Annotated in this window: 17 protein-coding genes and 2 tRNA genes; 3 read left to right on the forward strand and 16 right to left on the reverse strand. The window is 42.2% G+C overall.

Going from position 1 to position 23,740, the window contains the following annotated elements; translation table 11 throughout:
- Positions 1 to 68: 68 nt before the first annotated feature.
- The 7 genes from HXT26_RS05425 to HXT26_RS05455 form a co-directional block, all read right to left on the reverse strand.
- Positions 69 to 1,361 (reverse strand): metallophosphoesterase, encoded by a 1,293-nt coding sequence (locus HXT26_RS05425; protein WP_004105623.1) that lies wholly within the window; start codon positions 1,359 to 1,361, stop codon positions 69 to 71.
- 549 nt (positions 1,362 to 1,910) lie between these two features.
- Positions 1,911 to 1,982, reverse strand: a tRNA-Gln gene (locus tag HXT26_RS05430).
- Positions 1,983 to 2,022: 40 nt separating this feature from the next.
- Positions 2,023 to 2,095, reverse strand: a tRNA-Glu gene (locus tag HXT26_RS05435).
- A gap of 190 nt (positions 2,096 to 2,285) precedes the next feature.
- Entirely contained in the window at positions 2,286 to 3,848 is a 1,563-nt protein-coding gene (gene gltX / locus HXT26_RS05440; protein ID WP_100209131.1) for a glutamate--tRNA ligase, read from the reverse strand.
- A gap of 55 nt (positions 3,849 to 3,903) precedes the next feature.
- Positions 3,904 to 4,860: a hypothetical protein gene (locus tag HXT26_RS05445; protein ID WP_422111970.1), complete on the reverse strand. Its 957-nt coding sequence runs from the start codon at positions 4,858 to 4,860 to the stop codon at positions 3,904 to 3,906.
- 28 nt (positions 4,861 to 4,888) lie between these two features.
- Entirely contained in the window at positions 4,889 to 5,593 is a 705-nt protein-coding gene (locus HXT26_RS05450; RefSeq protein ID WP_422111971.1) for a histidine phosphatase family protein, read from the reverse strand.
- 34 nt (positions 5,594 to 5,627) lie between these two features.
- Positions 5,628 to 6,134 (reverse strand): GtrA family protein, encoded by a 507-nt coding sequence (locus HXT26_RS05455; RefSeq protein WP_032835361.1) that lies wholly within the window; start codon positions 6,132 to 6,134, stop codon positions 5,628 to 5,630.
- A gap of 84 nt (positions 6,135 to 6,218) precedes the next feature.
- Here HXT26_RS05455 and HXT26_RS05460 point away from each other — a divergent pair, with 84 nt between their 5' ends.
- A complete protein-coding gene (locus HXT26_RS05460) occupies positions 6,219 to 6,566 on the forward strand; it encodes a phenylpyruvate tautomerase MIF-related protein (protein ID WP_004574134.1) in 348 nt (115 codons plus the stop codon).
- A 168-nt stretch (positions 6,567 to 6,734) separates the two neighbouring features.
- On the opposite strand, the gene HXT26_RS05465 is transcribed toward HXT26_RS05460, so the two are convergent.
- The 8 genes from HXT26_RS05465 to HXT26_RS05500 all read right to left on the reverse strand — a co-directional run bounded on the left by HXT26_RS05465 (position 6,735) and on the right by HXT26_RS05500 (position 19,283).
- A complete protein-coding gene (locus HXT26_RS05465) occupies positions 6,735 to 8,399 on the reverse strand; it encodes an InlB B-repeat-containing protein (RefSeq protein ID WP_004574136.1) in 1,665 nt (554 codons plus the stop codon).
- A 12-nt stretch (positions 8,400 to 8,411) separates the two neighbouring features.
- Positions 8,412 to 9,161 (reverse strand): hypothetical protein, encoded by a 750-nt coding sequence (locus tag HXT26_RS05470; protein ID WP_004574138.1) that lies wholly within the window; start codon positions 9,159 to 9,161, stop codon positions 8,412 to 8,414.
- Between the two features lie 559 nt (positions 9,162 to 9,720).
- Positions 9,721 to 11,202, reverse strand: a complete 1,482-nt coding sequence (gene brnQ / locus HXT26_RS05475; protein WP_174164266.1) for a branched-chain amino acid transport system II carrier protein — start codon at positions 11,200 to 11,202, stop codon at positions 9,721 to 9,723.
- 256 nt (positions 11,203 to 11,458) lie between these two features.
- Positions 11,459 to 13,255 (reverse strand): arginine--tRNA ligase, encoded by a 1,797-nt coding sequence (argS, locus tag HXT26_RS05480; RefSeq protein WP_004105648.1) that lies wholly within the window; start codon positions 13,253 to 13,255, stop codon positions 11,459 to 11,461.
- A gap of 130 nt (positions 13,256 to 13,385) precedes the next feature.
- Positions 13,386 to 16,151 (reverse strand): valine--tRNA ligase, encoded by a 2,766-nt coding sequence (gene valS / locus HXT26_RS05485; RefSeq protein WP_116971206.1) that lies wholly within the window; start codon positions 16,149 to 16,151, stop codon positions 13,386 to 13,388.
- 48 nt (positions 16,152 to 16,199) lie between these two features.
- Positions 16,200 to 17,705 (reverse strand): ABC transporter substrate-binding protein, encoded by a 1,506-nt coding sequence (locus HXT26_RS05490; protein ID WP_064340652.1) that lies wholly within the window; start codon positions 17,703 to 17,705, stop codon positions 16,200 to 16,202.
- A 112-nt stretch (positions 17,706 to 17,817) separates the two neighbouring features.
- A complete protein-coding gene (gene nth, locus HXT26_RS05495; RefSeq protein WP_032835362.1) occupies positions 17,818 to 18,471 on the reverse strand; it encodes an endonuclease III in 654 nt (217 codons plus the stop codon).
- A 20-nt stretch (positions 18,472 to 18,491) separates the two neighbouring features.
- Positions 18,492 to 19,283, reverse strand: coding sequence for a response regulator transcription factor (locus HXT26_RS05500; RefSeq protein ID WP_032835323.1), 792 nt, complete (start codon positions 19,281 to 19,283; stop codon positions 18,492 to 18,494).
- 241 nt (positions 19,284 to 19,524) lie between these two features.
- On the opposite strand from HXT26_RS05500, the gene HXT26_RS05505 reads away from it, so the two are divergent.
- A complete protein-coding gene (locus HXT26_RS05505) occupies positions 19,525 to 20,316 on the forward strand; it encodes a beta-carotene 15,15'-monooxygenase (RefSeq protein ID WP_415696270.1) in 792 nt (263 codons plus the stop codon).
- 150 nt (positions 20,317 to 20,466) lie between these two features.
- On the opposite strand, the gene HXT26_RS05510 is transcribed toward HXT26_RS05505, so the two are convergent.
- The gene (locus HXT26_RS05510) at positions 20,467 to 20,961 is read right to left on the reverse strand and encodes an inorganic diphosphatase (protein ID WP_004105658.1); all 495 of its coding nucleotides are present in this window, start codon (positions 20,959 to 20,961) and stop codon (positions 20,467 to 20,469) included.
- A 303-nt stretch (positions 20,962 to 21,264) separates the two neighbouring features.
- Here HXT26_RS05510 and HXT26_RS05515 point away from each other — a divergent pair, with 303 nt between their 5' ends.
- Positions 21,265 to 23,691, forward strand: coding sequence for an acyltransferase family protein (locus tag HXT26_RS05515; RefSeq protein WP_032835326.1), 2,427 nt, complete (start codon positions 21,265 to 21,267; stop codon positions 23,689 to 23,691).
- Positions 23,692 to 23,740: the final 49 nt, after the last annotated feature.

Consider the following 23,740-nt stretch of genomic DNA (forward strand, 5'->3'; position numbering starts at 1 on the left):
AAACACTATTCACTATAATACCGGCATATTTGCCAACGCGCTCATGCAATCTATTAAAACTGATTAAATTAGCGCGTAGATCGTTGACGCCATCGACGAATCAATCTAGTAAGCAATGATGGTTTACGCAATAAATCTACTTCTGGCAATTCATGCTCAGACTCAGCTGTAAGAGCATAAGTATAGGCTTTTTTGGAAGAAGGTTTGCCAACAAGATTCCCAAATTCAAGCATTTGCGTACGCGGTTCAAACGGATGACGAATATCAAATTCGAGCAAGCGCACGCCTCTTTTAGCAGGTTCAGGACCGTAAGATCCAAAACCACATGTAGGAGTAGCAACAAATAGCATATTACTCTCGGGATCTTTAGCTGCGAAAGAATTGCGGTGATCGTGACCGGCAATTAGCGCAAAAGCTCCGGCATCAAGCAAAGCAGCATATTCGCCACTATCGACGTCAGGGCAGCTAATTCCTTCACCTAAATACCCATCTGGCAGAACATGTTTTTCGTCAAGAGCATAATAGCGGCCAGCAAAAGTACGATACCCCTCGATAGCATGTTCGCGCGCAGCAAGTTCTTGCGGAACTTCGCGAAGAACACGATAATATTGCGGCAATGGAAAATGCTGAAAAACGCAAATATGCTCAGGCAAATAAGAAGAAAGACCAGAAATAAACTCGATAGTTTTTTTAGAAGGGCTACCATAGCCGCCTGATTTAGCATAATCTCCAGAATCAACTAAAACTATTGAAAAAACAACCTTTTCATGCTTTTCATCCATAACAGGCAAGGCAAAAGTACCAGGCTCGCATGTAAAAATAATCTGCTTTGGCAACACACATTTTGTCGATTGCATAGCACTTGCAGAAGATGTACTAGAAGCACTACGATTCATGCAACATGGAAAATCTTGATATATCTTATCAAGCTCTTCATTATTTAGACCGCACTGGAAATCATGATTACCATAAGTAACAACCCATGGAATACTGCGATCTTCTAGTGGCTTCATTAACTTAGCAACGAATTCGTGCACTTTATCAACCAATTGCTTCTTATCAGAAGACGAAATATTGGAAGATTCCTGCCAGCGTCTACGCTGAAAAGTTTTTGCAAATACTTTTTCATAACCTGCAATCTGGTTTCCGCTAAAAACTACAAGATCTGGTCGCACAGCATCGCAAGCAGAAGCAATAAGTCGAATGGTGTCTTGTGAAATACGTAACCCATCTTGAACATCTGCACACTGAAGCACTCGGAATTTACCAGAAAGATGGAACTGCAAACGTCCTAAACGCGCCGAAACAGATAAAGGAAGTGCCGCAGATGCATTAGCTTCGGATTGTGCAGAATCAGTCATACTTTAAGCATACGGCAGATATGCCGCGACTCACTCAATTTTGTTCGCAAGTTTACATAAATTATTTACATTCAAAAATACTAAATTAAGCAAATACTGATAAGAAATAACCCAAAAGCGATAAAAACGTGCAATTTCAGTAAAATAGTTACAAATTCACAGACAATTCACAGGTAATCGCATTACTGCACTCAGCATAAGGTGGTTATTATATATACATCAAAAGGAAATAAACTACAAGCAAGTAGTTGAATTTGACTTTAATAACTTAAACCTCTCTTCTTCTCTTCTTTCTCTAACCCCGGTCACGCACCGGGGTTTTTGATTTTAAGGCTGCATAAGAAGCGTGCGGCAAGCGTAGTAAACGGGATAAGCGTGTACAAGCGCGGTAAACGGCAAAAACTGAGCACGCATGTAAAGAAACTGCCGTTTTATCACCTTAATCCGACCAAAACTTTACAGCCGCGTAAAGAAAAGGTCGCATGCTGAGGCAAATCGCAGAAATACAGATAGATAACAAAAAAGCCCTCGTTCTACGAGAGCTATTCGCTGGGGTACCTGGACTCGAACCAAGAATGGATGAACCAGAATCACCTGTGTTGCCAATTACACCATACCCCAATTGGCAGGCTTCGCGGCTCTTGGGACCGTTCCGTCTTCGTACCCCCGACCGGATTTGAACCGGTGTTGGCGCCGTGAGAGGGCGTAGTCCTAGACCGCTAGACGACGGGGGCTTTCATTTATCAGCTACGCCTCTTGACGCAACAAATAGCGACTTTACAACATAACAGCTCAATACGCAACCGCGGCGTGTCGAAAATATATTAAACGAAACATAAAACAAATAAAAAAGCGGAAACGTAGCAATAGTGCCACGTTCCCACCTTGTTCAAATTTTATTTGAGCTTATAAATTATTGGTGATTTACAAATGCTCACGCAATCCAGCTAAACGCGCCAAAGTCACGTCTTTGCCCACGATTTCCATGGACTCAAACAATGGCGGAGAAACGCGACGGCCAGAAAGTGCAACTCGCACAGGACCAAATGCCAAGCGCGGCTTGTAACCAGCTTCCTCAACAAGCTTCTTATTCAAAAGCTCATGCAAGGAATCAGTGTGCCAATCAGCGGCATCAACACCCTTCAAAGCAGCGAGCGCAGCGTCAAGAACCTCGCCTGCAGATTCCTTCAACTGTTTACGAGCGTCGTCATCTGGAGCAATGTAGCCATCTTCGCTTAACAGGCTTCCAACCATTCCAGCGACTTCACCAAGCAAACGCACGCGAGGCTGTACAAGAGGAGCTGCAGCTGTGAGTACTTCACGCTCGCGGTCAGTTAACGCATCCCAATTATCTGCGCTAACTACGCCATCCTTATGCAAGTAAGGCACAGAACGATTCAAGAAATCTTGCGGATCGAGCATACGAATATGCTCAGCGTTGATGGAAATCGCCTTGTCTAAGTCAAAGTGTGCAGGATTTGCCTTAACGTCTCGCACATCGAACTTTTCAATCATTTCGTCCATAGTGAACACGTCACGATCAGGAGCGATCGACCAGCCAAGCAAAGCCAAGTAGTTCAGTAAGCCTTCTGGAATAAATCCGTTATCTCTATGCAAGAACAAGTTGGACTCAGGGTCTCTCTTGGAAAGCTTCTTCTTACCTTCGCCCATAACGTAAGGCATATGGCCGTAAAGTGGAGTTTCCTTAGCAATGCCCATCTCCATAAGATAACGGTAAAGCACAATCTGACGAGGCGTGGAGCTAAGAATATCTTCACCGCGCAAAACAACGTTCACATCCATTAACGCATCGTCAACAGGGTTTGTAAGCGTATAAAGTGGATCGCCATTCGGGCGCACAATCACATAATCTGGAACAGATCCAGCTTTAAAGGTGATTTCGCCACGAATTAAATCGTTAAAAGTAATGTCTTCATTTGGCATCTTCAAGCGAAGTGCAGGTTTGCGGCCTTCGTCGCGGAAAGCTTGCTTCTGTTCTTCCGTAAGATTGCGATCGTAGCCATCGTAACCAAATTCAGCAGGACGACCAGCAGCAATATTACGCTCCTTAATTTCTTCAGGAGTAGAGAAGGATTCATAAGCGTATCCTGCTTCAAAAAGCTTTTGTGCTACGTCTTTATAAATTTCCATGCGCTGGGACTGGCGATACGGTCCGTTATCTCCGCCAACATCAATGCCCTCGTCCCAATCAATATTGAGCCAACGAAGAGCCTCAATAATCTGCTGGTAGCTTTCCTCACTATCGCGCTCATTATCGGTATCTTCAATACGGAACAGCAATTTGCCGTGAGTATGGCGAGCCTCCGCCCAGTTAAATAGCGCGGTACGAACCATACCTACGTGAGGTGTACCGGTTGGCGAAGGGCAAAAACGCACGCGAACATTCTTTGGAAGTTCAGGCTTTGCGGATTTTGTTGCATTATTAGCAACTTCTTGAGTTTCCTCGATATCAGTCATAGGTTCCATTGTGCCGCGCGTTACGGACGTGCAGCATTCGCATCAAACATAATCAACCTAAAAACTAATCAAGCGCCTGCGTAGATTCTTTATTACCCTCAACGTGCGCAAACTTCGCAGCAAGAGCCTCGCGGGACTTTCTATCATCCTCTTCTTTTGCGAGCTTCTTCGCAACTTCAGGATCCCACAGCACGTCTTCACGATGCTTTTCCCACTCAGAAATAAGCAGCGGCGAAATAAAATTGACCAGCGCACTTATATCACAATTACACTTATCACTAGAATTGCGCACACAATCAACAATCTCACGCCATTGAGCATCCTTGAACATCATTCGCGGCAAACCAGCACACTCACATACTTCGTTAATATACAAGAAGATTGGTAAAGTTTCGCAAATCTCGTTAGTTTTTTTAATTAGATTTGTTAGTAAGCTTAAAACTACAATAATTTTTTGCGTTTCCAATGATTTATTTTCATAACAAGAAACCATTTGTTTCGCATAATTAATTGCAAAGTCAATATCGTTAATACTCCAATTACCTTCAACATTTAACGTATCGGCTGCTGCATTTATTGCATTAGAATCTTCGGCAGAATGAGATGCAATCTTACTAAAAATAGAATTTATATTATTACTATTTTCTAGTATTTCTTCTTCTGCTTCATCATAGTTAGGCTCATAGCATGAATCCATATTGTCGTAAGCATCGGCGGCAGCAAGTAGCGCGTCTACTATTTCTTGCGGACGTCCAGGAATTTCATCCGCGCCTTCATACACAAATTCAGCATCCGGAACGGTAACGTCAAGATTCGTGAGTATTCGTGCTATTGCTCGCATTGAGCGCACCTCAAGATTTTCCGCATATTTTGCGTCGTTATCTAAGTGTCGCGCTTCCGTCAATGGCCATAATTCTGTTAGTTTTGCGGCAGATTGCGCTGCATCATTCAGCATTAGCATACTTTTTTCATTATTTTTAATATCTTCAGAATCTTTGACAGAATCAACAGAATTAACCATTTCAATGCTCCTTCGCATTATATATTACTTACTTCACTCGCCCAGCAGGATCAACATACGTAATTGAAAGCACACGCAAAGTCTCACAATCGTAAGTAATAGAAGTAATCGAAGCTAAAGCCGTGTGACGAAGAAGCATATTATGTTCAGCGTGACCGGTTTCCAGTAGGTGTCTATAAGACCAGATTGGCGACTCATGAGTAACTGCAACGATTTGCTCACCAGGATGCTTACGAACCTGCTCGCGCGCAAAATCACCAACGCGAGTAGCAATACTGCGGTAGCTTTCTCCCCAACTTGGCTTCCACAAATTCGCAACAAGCTTCCAATTGTCGTTTTTCCACAGCGCGCCTTCACCGTAGCCTATGCGTTTTCCGCGGAAATTATTTCCAGCTTCAATTAAGCGTTTATCTAAAACAATGTCGCTTTCTTGAGATTGCGCAAAAGATTGCGCAGAATCTTCATCACAGTGCGCTTTTACATAGGAAGAATCTGCAATCTTGCGCAAAGCATTTTCGATTTCACGCGCTGTTTCACGAGTCCGCTCAAGAGGAGACGAATAAATTGCAGTAATTCCGCGCATTTGCGGAACAGTGGCAATATATTTTGCTGTAGCTTGCGCCATCCTCACCCCGCGAGCCGAAAGATGAAATCCAGGAAGACGCTCATACAACACGTGATTTGGATTATCAACTTCTCCATGACGCACAAAATGAATTGTCGTAGCTGGCATTGCGTTCTACTTTCTGTTTAAAAGATTAAACCAATTACTTGCGGTTTTTTGTATGATTAAGCGACCACATTCCCAAACGGTGAGCAAAACTCGTATCTTCTTGCGCAACATACCCAGGCTGTTGAGATTTAGTATCATCGAGCAGCCACTTTCGTATAACAAAATTCCATACAGCAACAACAACAGTAGCTACAAGTTTTCCTATATTTGTGCGCAAAACGTATACTGCAGATCCGCGTAAAGTTTCAGCCATTCCTAACGTACTAGCCCAAATAATCAAATCATTTATAAGCAAACCTATAACTGCGGAAATAACAAAAATCAGAAGCTCCATCCACTTTGCCATATCTTCACGATGTTTAAAGACGTATTTCATACTGGCAATATAGTTGAAGATAAGTGAGATTACGAAAGAAATCGTACCCGCAACCACATTATTTAAGTGCGCAAGCATTAATAAATTGAGTAGCGCAACGTCAATAATAAGGGCAATAATGCCCACAATTCCAAACTTTACAACCTGTTCAATAAGCTTTTTCATAATATCCATTAAACACGCGGCTGCTAACAAATAACATATAATTGTTACGTAATAAAGCTTACTAAATTTAGCAAAGGAGCGATTATGCCAGTTATTCATACTCACGTTTCTGTAAGCACAACACCTGCCCAGCGCGACGCATTAAAAGCTGCTTATGGCAAAGCAATTAGCGCAGTTCCAGGAAAAAGCGAGCATTGGCTCATGTGCCCATTCGAGGACAATATGCCGATTTATTTTGCAGGAGACAATACTAAGCCTGCAGCTTACGTTGAGGTGAACGTGTTTGGTTCCAGCGTGCCAGGGTCTGCTTGGGAAAAGTTAACTGAGCAGATTATGGCAGCTTTAGAGCGAGAGCTTGGTATTCCACAGGATCGCACTTATATTCGTTACACTGCAACTACTGACTGGGGTTGGAACGGCGGCAACTTCTAGTCGCAAGCCTCCGAGCTTGGGACAATTTGTCCCCACGAGGCAACTAACTTCTGATCGCAAGTCGAAAGTCGCATAAAATCTCCATCAAATAACCTAAACAAAAGCCTACCGCAAACAAGCACGGTAGGCTTTGTCACACCCAATAGGTGTTAGGGCAATCGGCAAAAATTACTTGATGTTTTCTTTCATCATTCTCTTTTTGCGAAGAATTCCTAAGCCTGCAACACCAAGCCCTAATGCCGTTAATGCGAACGGAAGAGTTGTTGATTCACCCGCCTTAGGAATTTCACCATGCTTCTTTACAGGAGTATTTGACACAGATTCTGACTGCGATTCAGGCTCAGAATCCGGTGTCGGTGTAGATTCTGGCTGCGTTTCAGGCCCAGGAGCCGGTGTCTGAGGATTTGGCTTAAGTTCCGGAGTCGGTGGATTAGGCGTTGGTTCCGGTGTTGGAGCTGGTGGGTTTGGAGTTGGATCCGGATTTGGTGCCGGAGGATTCGGAGTTGGATCCGGAGTTGGTACAGGATCTTTCGTGTAAATAGCATACACAGTCATATCGCTATTAACTATGCTTGCTCCCGTAAACGCAGTACCTTTACCGTCTTCCTTTGTATTCCATTCCTTGAAGGTATAACCGGCCTTCGTTGGATTCTTCGGCATAGACTCATCAGTCAACGCATCAGTATCAATAGCCTTACCAGTTTCCACTTTCACAGTTGCATGCGTCTTATCGCCGTCCTTGAAAGTAACCGTGCTTTGAGCAGGCTTAACAACATTAAATGTATATTGGATTTTATACTGACTGTCGTTAGCAGTTAAATTGCTATCTTTACCGCTAGCTTCTTGAGGGGCTGCAAAGTAATGTATATATGTCCACGTCAGACCTTTATTCTGTCTAACTTCGTCATAGGTGGATCCTCCAACATTCATATACTCAAGGAAACCACCGATGGAACCAGTAACAACATTCTTACCTTGCACGGCATCTTTAGTAATAGCTATATCCTTCATAGATACAGAGATTGTATTGAGAGAATTTAACTCATTCTTAAATTGGTCTTCCGTTAAGAACGTTTCTCCAGCACCTTTTCTTCTTAGCGTAACGGTAAGTGTCATACCGGTTTTAACTTCTCCGCTTACAGAAGTGGAGAGCGTTAGCAAATCAGAAGATGCATCAGATGTTGCCGTTGCTTTAGATATATCAAATCCCTTAGGAAACTTGATGGTGTAAACAAGCTGTGAATCCGTTAAAAAGCGTAATGTTCCGTTAGCCTTTTCGCTCCTATACATGTCATGACCAGAAAGTTCAGAGAAAATCGGCTGAGATAACCAGTTCATGTTTGAGAGCGTTAATTTCAAACTTGACAGATTATCACCAGCAGAAATCTTTACATTTTTTGACGTTGTGTCATCATTATAGGAAAGATCTCCATAAAACATTGGATTATCTGTCATCGGAACAGCTGGATCATCCGTTGCACTTTCAGGCTTATACTCTTTAAGCATCTTCAAAAGCGGAGAAAGTGCAGGTTTTCCATCATCTGAATGAATGCCTGTTGAATAGCTAAAATACTGAGTTTGATCAACAGCATCCTGACCACCTATTTTTTTAATTGCATCACGAATTTTAGTTCCTTCAGGTTTCAAAACACCTTTAGGGACGGCTGCAATTTTTGAATCGCCAAAAATATCTGTATTCGCTTCTTCAAGTTCAATCCAAGTATTTCCTGATTTCATGGAGCTAAAATCTTCAGCCACTTCCGCATGCGCTACACCCGATGAGAATGTGGAAAGGAGCAACGCTGAAAATAGTATGCTTAAAACTTTCTTCATAAAATACTCCTATTAGCGCACAACATTAACGGTTGCCTTATTAGTCTTAATATCAACAATTTGCTTTTGGAAAATGAACTTCTTATAAAATAATTCACATTTGCCTTCAGCTGTTATCTGTCCTAAATTCTTAACAGAATCGTCTTTAACTTCTACAGAATATGGAATGCTGATAGAAATAGGATGCCCTGTCATACCTGCTTTTCTTTCATTTTCGTATAGATTAAAGAAGCCCTTGTAGTCGTTCCAGTTTCCAAGACTAAAAGTAAAAGTTACCGAATTGGCGTCTTTATCGTATGATTTTTTGATTTCACTAATCATAGAAGTGTTTGCAGAGCAAGAAACCTTTTCTAAATTAACGTTGAAATTTTTAGGGAAAGTGACAGTATATTTAGCTGTTGGGAAATTTTGTCCCTTATCAAACATAACCAAATTCTCAAAAGCTCTACCATGAGAATCAGTCTTCCCCTTAAAGTCTTTAATATATTTTTGGTATGCACCTTCTAACAGATCGCTTGTTTCGACAGATCCTGAAACAACACCCTCATAGTAAAGATTACCGTCTTTATTAACATCCTTACCTGCATTTTGTAATGCATCTGTTATAGTAATTGTTCCTACAATCTTATCTTTTGCAACTTGATCATATTCACTTGTTACATTACTTCCAGCCGCAAATGCCTGTGTAGTTCCAGCCATTACACCAAATGCTACTAATGTTGCCATCAATAGACCCATTGTCTTTTTTACTAATGTTTTCATATTTTCCTCCTTATTAATCTAATAATGTTCTTTTTATTGTTTTGAAAAATTGAATAAAAATAGGCAGAAACACATACCTATCCATCAGGCATGTATTTCTGCCAATTAAAAAAGTCTACGTGAAAAGAGACAGAACTATGCTGTCTGTCTGTCTGTCTGTCTGTCTGTCTGTCTGTCTGTCTGTCTGTCTGTCTGTCTGTCAAGGATTTTGTCAGTTTTTTCATGGCTTGTCAACCTTTTATGCTAATCTCTTTCATGTTAATTGTACAAGAAAAAATCTATATTGACTAGCCTTTATATATTGTATATCCGTTACTTACTCGTCTATATAGATCACATCAATCTTTCCTGCAAGCGTTTCCTAACACAACTTCAAACCATGCAGGCTATCACCAATATACACCAGGGGACAATTTGTCCCCACGTAGGCAGCTAACTGATCGTCACACTTGCGCATCTTTTTTAACAAATAACCAAAACAAAAGCCTACCGTACGCGAAAACATACTGTAGGCTTTTTCAATACAAGTAAATATTACTCTCGAGAATTACGCACAAGACTATGACTCATCAGTAATAGAATCATCGCTACTAGCAACACTGCCTTCAAGATCTGGACCAGCAGCTAGACGAGCCACCTCTTCCATGTCCTTGTTTTCAAATAAAACCATGCGGACATAGCCAACAACAAATCCAACAACAGCAGGGCAAACCCAAGCCATGCCAAATTCCGAGAACGGCAACCAGTTTTGAGCAACCACCAACATATCGTTCATATGCAATGCGTTGCGCAAAGCTGTTGGCAAACTATTCAAAAAGTCAAATACAGCTGCAACACCAGTAAAACCAAGTGTCCAAGCGTACACGACTTTGGAATTTCCAAAAAGTCGACCGCACAAAGCCAAAAGAATCAATACGATTGACAGTGGATACAAGAACATCAATACTGGAACTGCATATTCGATGATTGTGCTCAAACCAAAGTTTGCAAGGCCAAACGAAACAAGCGTAATCAACACAGACCAAACGCGATAGCTAGGACCCTTAGGGAATAACTTAGAGAAGGTTTCCGAGCAGCTTACAATTAAACCAACTGCCGTCTTTAAGCATGCAAGAGTAACAGTTGCAGCAAGAACAAGCAAACCAACGTTTCCAAGATGGTAGCGTGCAACTTGCGCCAAAGTTACGCCACCGTTTTCAGCAGGCTTAAACAGTGCACGGCTACGCACACCGACAACAACAATTGCGACGTAAATCAACGCCATAAGCAAGCAGCTAAAGAATCCAGATCGCACAGTATTCACTGCCACATCTTTAGGGTCTTTTACGCCAAAGGATCGAATAGTACTAACAACTATAATGCCAAAAGCCAAGCTAGCTAAAGCATCCATTGTATTGTAGCCATCTAAGAATCCTGTAAAGAATGATTCATTAACATACTTCCCTATAGGAGCAGCATCCGCAGAAGCGCCGCTTACAGGAGAAAACAGTGCAGTAAATACCAGAATACCTAAGAAAACCAGGAATATCGGCGTAAGAACTTTACCAACCCATGTAAGTATTCCGCTAGGCTTCATAGCAAAGAAGAATGCTAACGCGAAGAAAACCACAGAGAACAAGAACAAATACAATTGACCGTTTCCGTCTTGTGGAACGACGCGTTCCAAACCAACAGTGTACGAAGTTGTTGCGCAGCGAGGAATTGCAAAGAATGGTCCGATTGTTAAATACAGCACACAAGTAAAGAACATGCCGTATTTTTTGCTCGGCTTACTAGAAAGTTCAAAAAGACCGTTTGCGCGACTCATCGCAAGAGCCGTAACACCAAGCAATGGCAAACCAACGCCGGTAATAATAAAGCCTAATGCTGCAGGAGCGGAATTGTTTCCTGCATTAGCTCCAAGGAACACAGGGAAAATCAGGTTTCCTGCGCCAAAGAACATACCAAACAACATGACCGCCACGTACGCGGACTCAATAATGGTCAAGTTCCTTTTTTTCGGGGCACTATCTGTGCTGACACTTTGTGTTGTGACGCTCATGCTTACACCTCCCATAAGGATAAATTTGTATTTATATACTATTCAGCTAAATCTCTTACTTTGTAATTTTGTGGATTTAAAGCGAAAATAATATTAGAGGGTATATTAATAAATTGCATGTACTTAATCGATAGAAACTTATAATTCGTGCGTGTCTCTAATAAAAAATAAAAAGGACGCTGGCAAACTACCAACGTCCTATGTAATCAAAAATGCTCTATAGCTTTGCTCTAAATCTTATATAAAATAAGCAAAATCACATCTTTTCCGGAGCAGAAACTCCAAGCAAATCAAGACCAGTTGCAATAACTGTGCGCACAGCAGCGTTAAGCTTTAAGCGAGCTGCAGCACGAGCTGGCTCTGGGCACTTTGCAATGCGCTGAGCTTCGCGCTCGGCTTCTGGCAAACGATTTTCAGGGTCAGTTAACTCCATTGGCACAACGCGCTCAAGGTTGTACCACTTGTGGTAACTTGCTGCCAAATCCTCAAGGTAATGCGCAACTCTGTGAGGAGCGCGCAAGTCGCCAGCTTGAGCCAAAGCTGCAGGCCATTGCGCCAAAGCAGCCAACACTTCGCCGTCAGCCTCGGTATTAAGCAAGCTTAAATCAGCGCCATCTTGCGTAATTCCAGCGTCCGCCGCGTTACGAGCCACATTGCAGCTGCGTGCGTGCGCGTATTGCACGTAATACACAGGATTATCGTTGCTGTGAGAAGCAAGCAAATCCAAATCAATATCAACGCTTGTATTGTAATCTGTGCGAGCAAGCGAGTAGCGCGAAGCATCAACACCAATTGCATCAACTAAATCGTCAATCGTAATAACGTTTCCTGCGCGCTTGCTCATGCGTACAGGCTTGCCATCTTTCATAACGTTTACAAGCTGACCAATAAGAATCTGCATGTTTTCGCCTGGCTTGTCTCCAAAAGCCGCGCACATTGCCATCATTCTGCCAATATAGCCGTGATGATCCGCACCAAGCATGTAAATCGCTACGTCCGCAGGATTCTGTTCGCGATGGCGCTTGTTGCGATAGTACGCAATATCTGCAGCAAAGTAAGCGTAATTGCCGTCAGACTTAATAATTACGCGATCTTTGTCGTCGCCATGCTTAGTGGATTCAAACCAAGTTGCGCCATCTTTTTCAAAAATGTCTCCGCGAGAACGCAAATCTGCAATAGCACGCTCAACTTCGCCATCCTCGTACAGGCTGTTTTCGTGGAACCACACGTCGAAATCAACACGAAAATCGCGCATGGACTTACGGATTTCGGCAAACATCATTGGCACTGCGCGCTTGCGGAACTCTTCGCGCTGCTCGGAATCGCCTTCGCCAAGAGGCAAACCTTCCTCGTCTTTTCCAAGATCAATTCTTGGCAAAGAAAGAACATCAACGCCGTCTGCTTGCGCTTCTTTTATAACAGCGTCTGCGATTTCGTTAATATACGCGCCTTTGTAACCATCTGCAGGCGTTTCTTCACCATGAGCTGCAGCAACTAAAGACTTTGCAAAACGGTTAATTTGCTCGCCATGATCGTTGAAGTAGTACTCGCGCACAACTTTTGCGCCGTTCGCTTCCAAGACTCGAGCCATAGAATCACCAACTGCAGCCCAGCGAGTTCCACCAATGTGGATTGGACCAGTTGGGTTTGCGGAAACAAACTCAAGATTCAAAGTTTTGCCGCTTAAGTGCGTATTTTTGCCAAAATCAGCACCTTGCTTTAAGACCTCGTCTACAACTGCCGCTGCAGAAGCAGAATCAAGCGTTATGTTAATAAAGCCAGGACCTGCAACTTCTACAGACGCAATACCTTCCGCTTCTTGCAAACTCTCAGCAAAAAGCTCGGCTAAATCACTAGGCTTCATACCAGCTTTTTTAGCAAGCTGCATAGCAACGTTCGTAGCCCAATCGCCGTGTGCGCGATCCTTTGGTCGCATAACTGCAAGTTTTTCGGCAGCAGGAATCAAATCTTCTGTTAGACTGCCAGCTTTACCGCTTGCTACTAAATCTTTAGCAATTTTTTCAATTAATTCACTTAAGCTTTCTGGATTCATGGTTTACAGTCTAGCGTTACCGCGCGATGCTTCGCGATTACAATACACAAAAAGCGCTGGAGTCGAAGATTGACTTCCAGCGCTTTTGTTTTGCGATTAATTATTTTCGATTACTTGCAACTACTTACAGCTACTTCTTTTTTGCAGGAGCTTCGCCGAGTTCGCTTTGAGCAACAGAAACGTTTACGTTAGCTGCATCAGATTCCGCGGAATCAGATTCAGAATCAGAAGAATCTCCAGCAACTGCTGCCTTAACAGCGTTAAGATTTACTTCTCCAGTAACGCGTCCAGCTTCAGCAACGTCATCCAAAGTCTCCTCGACAGCCTTGTAAGCATTTTCTGCTACGTTCAAAGTCACTTGCAAAATAGGAGTCTTCATAGAAACTTTTGCTTCAGACTTAATCTTGCGCAAAGTAGCCAAAGCTTCACCCGCGTAAGCCAAAGTATCTGCAGAAACACCGTTTGCAGCAGCCTCATACGCCTTAGCGCATGGCCAGCTAGCGCGATGCACAGAGCCTTCGCCGTCATGCATCCAGCTCCACACTTCTTCAGTAGCGTAAGGCAAGTAAGGAGCAAGCAAGCGAGCCAAAGCATCGAGTGCAAGGCCAAGAGTTGTGCGAGCAGACTTTACAGCAGCTTCGCTTGGAGTGCGTCCAGTTGATTCTGCAGTACCGTAAGCGCGATTCTTTGCAAGCTCAATATAGTCGTCGCAGAACTCCCAGAAGAATGTTTCGATTGCTTCCAAAGCCTTGGAATGCTCGTAAGATTCAAGCGCATCAGTTGCGGTACGAATAACGGATGCGAGCTTTGCCATAACAGAGCGATCCAAAACTTCCGTAACGTCTGCAAAATCCCAATCCGCACTAGCAGACTCAAGAACCTGATGCTCATCATCTTCACGACCAATTGCGAGCGCAAACTTTGTAGCGTTCAAAAGCTTAATCGCTAAGCGTCGGCCAATCTTCATTTGGCCTTCGTCGTAAGTTGCATCCAAGCCAAGTTTTGCTGAAGTTGCCCAGTAGCGCACAGCATCAGCACCAAACTCTTCAATTGGCTTATTTGGCACAACCACGTTGCCTTTAGATTTAGACATCTTCTTATGGTCAGGATCAAGAATCCAGCCAGAAAGTGCAGCATGCTTCCAAGGCAAGCAGCCGTTTTCAAGATGTGCGCGATCAACAGTACTAAACAGCCAAGTACGAATAATATCCTGGCCTTGTGGACGCAAATCCATTGGGAAAGTAGCCTTAAACAGAGCTTGATTTTCCTCACCTGGCTCTTCCCAACGAGTCACAATTTGTGGAGTTAAGGAAGATGTAGCCCAAGTGTCCATAATGTCTTGCTCAGCAGTAAAGCCATTTGGCTGGTCTCGCTGCGATTCATCGAATCCTTCTGGAACGTCAATAGTTGGATCGATTGGCAAACGATCTTCGCTAGGCGTCAAAGGATGCTCGTAATCCACTTCCCCATTTTCGTTTACTGGATACCAAAGTGGGAATGGCACACCGAAGAAGCGCTGGCGAGAGATAAGCCAGTCACCATTCAAACCGTGAACCCAATTCTCATAGCGCACGCGCATAAAGTCTGGGTGGAAGTTAAGTTCCTTGCCTCGCTCAATAAGTTCAGCATTCAACTTTTCGTCCGTGCCACCGTTCTTTAAATACCACTGGCGAGAAGTGACGATTTCCAAAGGCTTATCGCCCTTTTCGTAGAAGTTCGTCATACGCTTTGTTGGCTTTGGATCGCCTTCCATGTCTCCAGCTGCTTGCAAAGCTTCAACAATTTCCTTACGAGCAGAGAACGTGGTTTTGCCGGCAATTTTCTCGAACATTTCACGGCCGGATTCATCTGTAATCCAATCAGGAGTCGTCATAACGATGCGACCGTTACGCTGAATAATTGGTCGAGTTGGCAAATTCAAATCGCGCCACCACTCAACGTCTGTTACGTCACCGAAAGTGCAGCACATTGCAATGCCAGCACCCTTGTCCATTTGAGCAGCAGAATGCGCCAAAATCGGAACCTTCACCTTAAACAGTGGCGAATAAACTTCCTGACCAAAGTACTTCTTGTAACGCTCATCTTCTGGATTTGCAATTAAAGAAGTGCATGCAGCAAGCAATTCTGGACGCGTAGTTTCAATATAAATTGGCGTACCATCTTCAAAACGGAACGCAATCTTATGGTAGAAACCAGGATATTCGCGCGATTCAAGCTCTGCTTGTGCAACTGCAGTCTGGAAAGTCACATCCCACAATCCAGGAGCATCTTTTTGATAAGCTTCTCCGCGAGCAAGATTGCGAAGGAATGCTTTTTGCGCAACTCGACGAGGCTGCTCACCAATCGTGTGGTAAGTTTGCGACCAGTCTACAGAAAGCCCGAGCCTGCGCCACAATGCTTCAAAAAGCTTCTCATCTTGAGAAGTCAAGCGCTCGCAAAGCTCAATAAAGTTCTGTCGGCTTACAGGAACCTGATCTTTAGCCTCAATCTTCTTGCCTTCAGTGCCTTCAAAAGGCGGCTTAAAATCAGGGTCATACTTCAACGAAGTATCCACTCGCACACCGTAATAATTTTGTACGCGGCGCTCTGTTGGCAAGCCGTTATCGTCCCAACCCATTGGGTAGAATACGTCAAAGCCTTGCATGCGCTTATATCGCGCAATGACATCCGTATGCGTGTAAGAGAATACGTGACCTACGTGCAAGTGGCCACTAACGGTTGGAGGTGGAGTATCGATAGAATATACGGCCTTACGGTCGCGAGAATTATGGAATGCGTAAGTTTTGGCTTCGTCCCAATTGCTACGCCACTTGTCTTCAAGACCATCAACGCCAACTTTGTTAGGAAGAGGCGTTAAATGTGCGTGCTTTACTGTGTTATTATCCTGTTCACTCATGAACTGAATATTAGAAACTCAGCGCGACAACGCAAATCTTACGCTTTTCTATTTCACCACTACGCTCTGCAATGGCAGAAGCTGATCCGTCATATTTTTCGTATAGCCGCTTACATTAGACTTTACAGCCATAATGCTCTTTCGAGCATATAACCAGTGAGCTGCAGCATTATTGCTTACTTCGCGCGCATATGCACGAGCATTTGCCTCATATTCGTTTGCATTCTTAGAATGAACCGCATCGGCCCAAGCTTGTTGAGCACGCGCGTCTTGCAAAACGAACGGAGAACCGCTTTCTGCAAACATGCCTTCATCTAAAGTACGATTGCTCGTAGTAAGCGCAAGATCATACTTACCTTCACTAATACGCTTACGCATAGTTTGTTGATCAACTTCTTCAAGATTGACCTTAAAACCGCTCACGGAACTAATCTGTTTTGAAAGCTCGCGCCCAACTCCACCTTCGCCCTGTGGAACAAGAAAATTAATAGTTCCTAAATAGCTTGCGCTAAAGTAATGGAACAAGGGAGCAGCTTTGCCTGGATTATAAGGATACAATCCATTTAAATCTTCATAACCAGTTGAAAGAGGATCAATAGGTCCTCCTACTGGAACACCACCATTGCCATCAGCTGCAAGTACAGTTTGCGCATTCAAAGCGTATCTCGCAGCTTTACGAGCCTGCTCATCGCAGAAAATCGATGAAACTGTTGTATTTATTGCAATAAATCGCACTCTTGTGCTCTGACCCTCTACCATTTGCGTATTAGCAACAGCAGCAAGACGCTTATTTTCGTTACCTTCAAGCGGAACTGCCATTTGAATATTGCCCTTTTCCATTGCCTCAGCTAGAGCAGTATCGCTATTGAAATATTGCAAAGTAATACTTGCACAAGAAGCAGGGGTTCCCCAATATTTATCGTTGCGAAGTAATACTAAAGAATTGCCTTTATTGTAGTCACTTACAGTGAAAGGACCTGTGCCAAGAGCAGCACTTGCATAGTCGATCATCGATTTTGTGTCATAGACAATGCCAACACGTCCAGCAAGACGACGTAGAAGTAACGCATCTGGATTATTAAGTGTAATTACTAAAGTGTAATCATCCGGATTATTAACAGTTTTAATATTTGTAAGTGCGCTATAACCAGGATAATTATTTGTGATGCCTTGTTTCAAAGATTGTAATACGGAAGTCGAAGTCATCTCACTACCGTTAGAGAAACGCACACCTTGACGCAAATTAAAACGATATGTTAAGCCGTCTTTCGAAATATCCCATGACTTCGCGAGACCTGGTTGCAAACTATTATCATCGCCACGTTTAACAAGAGTTTCGTAAACATTACCAATTAAAGCTTGCTGTAAAGCGTCACTGTCGTCGTTTCTAATATCAAGAGATTCAGGAGCAGTACGTAAACCAACTTTTAGCACTGAGTTACTAGCTGGATGCATTATTGCAGCAAAAGGCGAATGACCCTGGTATATTTGCCATCCACACCACAAAATGCCGCTCATTATTACAGACACAACTACAAACACAACCCATGGCATCCAGTCTGCATTAGTGCGAGCATGAGCTGACCTGGAAGTGCGATACGCATATTTGCCTGTTCTTGACATAACCTACAGTCTATATCAATATCTGAATTGGAAACAACACGCTTTAAATAATTGCCGACGGACATGTTGTATTTAAAGGGCATGAAACACATTTTGGATTCCGAGCAGTGCAAATTTTTCTGCCATGCAAAATAAGTCTATGAGAAAGATTAGTCCACTCTTTAGGAGCAAAATAAGCAGTTATTTCGCGCTCAATAGCAACAGGATTTGGACGATTCTGAACCTTACGCCAACCAAGACGACCTGTAACACGTATTACGTGAGTATCTACAGGAAACCCCGGTAATCCAAATGCGTTGCCAAGAACAACATTGGCAGTTTTACGACCAACACCCGGCAACGATATTAAATCTTCCATATTTGATGGCACTATACCAGAAAAATTATTAAGCAAACATGCAGATAATGAAATAATATTCTGTGCTTTTACTCTATAAAATCCGAGAGGGTAAATAATTGACTCAACTTGAGATACAGGAGCAGCAGCTAAGGAACTCGCGTTGGGAAAAATAGAAAAGAGTTCAGGCGTCACGATATTCACGCGCTTATCCGTAGTTTGCGCGCTTAATACAGTAGCGATTAGTAGCTCAAATGGATTTTTGAAATTTAATGCACACTTCGGCTCCGGTATTTCTTTGCACAATAAATCGTACTCTGCATAAATACGAGCTAATTTCGCTTGTTTTGATTCTCGCATATTAGAGCTTCGATAAATCATTATTGCGCAGACTGCTTATCTGCATCATTTTCAGAATCATCTTCAACACTGCTTTCGGAAATTTCGCTATTCTCATCAGACTCCGAAGGATCAAAGCGATAGCCAACATTACGCACTGTGCCAATTAGATGTTCATATTCAACACCAAGTTTTGCACGAAGTCTACGAATATGAACGTCTACAGTACGAGTGCCACCGTAGTAGTCGTAACCCCATACTTCTTGCAACAAATGAGCACGAGTAAACACCCTGCGCGGATGCTGCACAAAGTATTTCAGCAATTCAAATTCTTTATAAGCTAAATCAACAGGATGACCATGCAAACTCACTGTGTAGCTACGCATATCTACAACAAGATCTCCAGAACGCATAGTTCCATTGTCTGAATTGAAAGAATCATCAATTTCAGAGCCTTGCGAATGCACAAACAAATCATCAGAAGATCCGTGTTGCAAAGAAGCCAAACGCAAACGACCCTCTACTTCTGCCGGAGAAGCATTAGTAAGCACAACATCAGAAATGTTCCACGAAGGATTTACTACAGTAAAACCACCCTCAGTTATAACTAATATGACAGGAACCGTAATATTTGCAACACGCAGAGAAGAACACATTGATTTAGCGAGAGCTAAATCCTCACGCGCATCAAGCAAAAGAATGGTTTGTGCGGGCAGTTTTGCCAAACTTGACGTATCCAAAGAAAGTAAACGCACTTTATGAGATAACAAAGTAAGTGAAGGTAAAACTGAAGAAGGAGAAGCACACGAAGTCATCAATGTGATATCAGTCATATGATGCCTCCAACAAACAATTGATGTAGTAGCAAATTCAGCCTTTACAGGAATTGTAAACCATACTGCGAAAAATAGCGACAACTGCAACACTTGCATCTTCTAAAGATAAAAAATATCAACACAATAAAGCGCAGTGCAGGTTATAGGCTACATTAGTAAATAAACAAAGTAATTTGTTAATATTTTATGGACATATTACGCTTTATAAATATAAAACTTACAGCACTAGGGAGTGTGTATGAGCAATGAAACACGTATCTGCAATAATAAGATGCAGAAAAATGATAATTCTTGCGTAAATGTTCAAAAACATACCCGTATACCTAGCATGAACGCATTAGCGATGTTTGTAAGCCAAATTTTTGTTGTAGTACTTCTCGCAATTGCAGCAATATTGCCAATCGCAACAGCAAAAATAACACTTATATTATGCCTTATCATAATGCTTACATTTATAGCGTTGTGGCCACTGCACGGAAATGTAATTGACCGAGCTATTGCATTATGCGCAGGAATTGCTTCTACATGGTTTGCAACCGGAGTATTAAAGGTATGGCTACCAAAAAGCGTCATTATTGATAACGAAACTGTGTCGATGAGTAAGTTCATTGCTGCAATTCACCCTTACGAACGCTGGGCTGTATCTTTTGCTCTAATTCTTGTAGCAGCAACATTTGTAACATTCTTGAGGCAAATGCTGCGCGAGAATCGCACAAATTTAGTACGAAATCTTTCGCACACGCTTACTGCAAGTATTGCTTGTGCAGCACTTCCGGGTTGGCTATTTTTGCCGTCAATTATTAGCTTTATGCCATCGCTTCGCAATTTAGACGGTGGAATACTCGTTATAGTACTGTGCATATTTATGCTAATCGCGCTATCAGGACTTTCATATTTGTGGGTTCGCAACAATTATGAAGAATACGAAACTGGAATAGTTTCGCACGATATCGCCATTTCTATATTGCCAATAATGCTTTCAGGAATGCTCGTGTATATTGCAGGCCTTGGAATGCTAGTAGCTGCTTAAAATTATTTAAAAGCGTATGCAACGTTACATTTTAATTTACTTTTGAAAGCAGCACGCACTTACATAAAAACGTCGAAAACACGGTATGTGTCTTCGACGTTTTATTTATTAGCTTTTAATCTTTATTGTTTTACTCATTAAAAGCGAAACTTATTTTTCGCTTTCTTCCAAGCGCTTGCGAGCTGCGACGATTTCCTTCTCAGCCTGCTCTACACCAGCCCAGAAGTCACCAGGAAGAACTTCCTTACCTGGCTCCAAAGCCTTGTACTGCTCGAAGAAGTGCTTGATTTCAGCTTTATGATACTCGTTCACGTCATCGATATCCTTGATGTCGTCAAAACGAACGTCTGCTGGAACGCACAAAACCTTGTCGTCTCCGCCAGCTTCATCAACCATGTGATACAAGCCAACGGCGCGGCACTCAACAACACATCCTGGGAACACAGAATTTGGAATCATAACAAGAGCGTCAAGTGGATCGCCATCTTCGCCCAAAGTGCCATCAATATAACCGTAATCATCTGGATAACCCATAGCTGTGAAAAGGGTGCGATCCAAGAATACGCGACCAGTTTCGTGATCCACTTCATACTTGTTCTTAGAACCGCGTGGAATCTCTACCACAACGTTAAAAGTTTCTGCCATATTGGCTCCTTTGATAACTTTAATAACAATTCATATAACTGTTCTATCTCACTTTAGCGCGCACCGACGAACGACAGCAATAGAGCATATAAAACAAAATTTTGTTAACAAATTTCGTTAAATAATAAACGTTTTGTATCACTTACAGAAGTAGTATAAAATCACATATTTCTAGCACATCCTAGGCATAGCAACAAGACACGCTTTAAGCTATAAAAGTGTCTTAATACACAGTTACTATTGCTACGTTTTACACACGATATGTTGCATACATACCAGTATGGTTACCGAAGCGTAGGCAAGATGACAAAAAAGAGATGCGTGAACACTTCCACTGCTTCACAAGCAGATCAATCCTTCAAAACAAAGAAGGTTCCTGCAGAAAAAAATGCTAGTAAAACGACCTCAACTAATCTTTCAGCAAACGCAAATAATACCGTAGAAAAAACTATTCATAGCGCAAAAGCTGAAAATAAACAATCATCTACTTTACCTACAAATACTGTTTCGAAGCGAAATAAAGCAATAGACGGTTTAAGAGCTTTAGCAATTATTGGTATTGTATGCTTTCATATGCGTCCAAGCCTTCTTATGGGAGGATTCCTTGGAGTAACACTATTTTTGGTATTGGCAGGATATTTTTGTACGAGATCAGTTCTGCGCTATTTAAACGCAGATGAAAACGCAAAAAATACAAAAAATATCGGAGATAATAATAAAAATACTCAAGGAATCAAGCATTACTGGGAGTATTTACTAAAGCGCGTAAAAAGAATTTGGCCGTCAACACTTGGAATTATCGCTATAACAGCACCAATTATGTGGCTTTTTTCGCCAAGTCTACTACCAAAGTTACAAGCGGATGCTCTTTCAGGCTCCGGATTCTTTAGCAATATAATGTATGTTGCCCGTAAACTTTCATATTTTGAACAGTCCGGACTACCTTCTCCTATCAAACATCTTTGGTATCTCGGACTTTTAATGCAGGCTTTTGTTATATGGCCTATTATCCTTGCTGCACTTATTAAATTCGTGCGTAGCAAGCTAATACGCATGTATATCACAGCAGGCTTAGCCATACTTTCTTCTATTCTTACTTTTACTTTTGCCTACTTATTTAACAATTACACAACTCCAGCTCGCGTCTACTATTCTCTAGATACGAGAGCATCAGAATTCTTAATGGGTGCAATGCTAGCAATGTACGGTGCTTGGTTTGCCAAACATTCATTCCACGCGTGGCTTATTCATGCATTACATTTGCTAATGGGCAAAAAGAACATATCGGTCAGCTTAGCTTCATCAGTTAAGTTAGACAGTAGTGTAGATAATTCGGCATTAACGAAAAAATCAGATAAATCCTGCGCAAATAAAGAAAAAGAGTTTATTGAAGATGGAATACCTGCTGACTTGCGTAAAGGATTACAAATTGATTTATCAGATAATGGCGTAACTCCAGATATACAAGAACTTCCAAATAACGCATTCAATAAGCCAAAAACTGTTTTTTATAATCCACTTCGTGCATGGCAGCGATCTTGCGTTGGGTTATTGGCAACAATTGTGTTGTGCTACTGCTTCGTGTATGCAGAAGGCACATCTTCAGTATTTGTTTTTGGCGGATACACAATAACAGCAGCCGCTTGCACACTAATACTATGGTCTTGCACGCAAACTGATAATATTTGCTCGAGAATATTTGCATGGACTCCACTCGCCTATATCGGCAGACGCTCTTTTGCAATTTATTTAGTTCACTTCCCTGTTCTTGAATTATTCAACCCAGCAAATAGAACAACTGCTATTTCTACAGGAGAGCAAGTCTTGCAAGCACTAGTAATAGTTGCACTTGCAGAATGCTTGTATCAGTTATTTGAAAAGCCAATAAAAGATCAACAATTATTTAAGCTTATTCGCTCTGTCTCACTAACTTTGTGCTGCATAATTATTGTGTCGTTAATTATCTTGCCAGTAAATTGGCAGGATATAGCCAAGCATAGGTCAATGCAGCTTCGCCCAGAATTGACAGCACAAGTAGAGCAATCTTCATCGTCAAATAAAAAACCTACTGCTTTTGACAAAACTAATTCTAAGCAAGAAACAAAAGAAAAAGCAGTTCCAAAAGGTGTGCAAAAGAATGTAGTAAAACAGTCTCTTCCACCTACACCATCGAAGTATCGTATTCTCTTCCCTATTGCAGAAAAAGTTCCACGAAATCTTGTTACTACTCATACGCGGATCGACAAACGACGCAATACTTGTTCCGTAAACTTAACTATGGTTGGAGATTCCATTACTGAAGGCGCTAAACCATATTTGATGCAAGTTATGCCTAACGCTTATATAGATGGAAAAGTGAGTAGACAAATTTTCCACGGAGCTGATGAATACGAGAAAGATATTTCGGCAAAACACGCTGGAGATGTGGTGATTTTCGCTCTTGGAACCAACGGTCCTCCTCATGACGATAGCGTGCTTCAACACATGGTTGATGTCGCAAAAGGTAGACCTGTTTATTTCGTTACCACACGAGTTCCGCAACCTTGGCAGGATGCAACGAACGATAGCTTACGCAAGTTCGCAGCAACTCATCATAATGTTGGCATTATAGACTGGCATGGTTTGAGTAATGGTCACTCGGAATATTTGACTGACGATGGAGTTCACTTAACTCCAATTGGCGGTCCACAATACGCGAAGATGATTCGTTTAGCTGTATGCGGCGGCTGAAAATTAGAGTTATAACGCGCTAAAACTTTTTAATACTGTTATTAAGCAT

Source organism: Gardnerella sp. DNF00497B, from assembly GCF_049262725.1.
In the GTDB taxonomy this organism is placed as follows: Bacteria; Actinomycetota; Actinomycetes; order Actinomycetales; family Bifidobacteriaceae; genus Bifidobacterium; species Bifidobacterium leopoldii.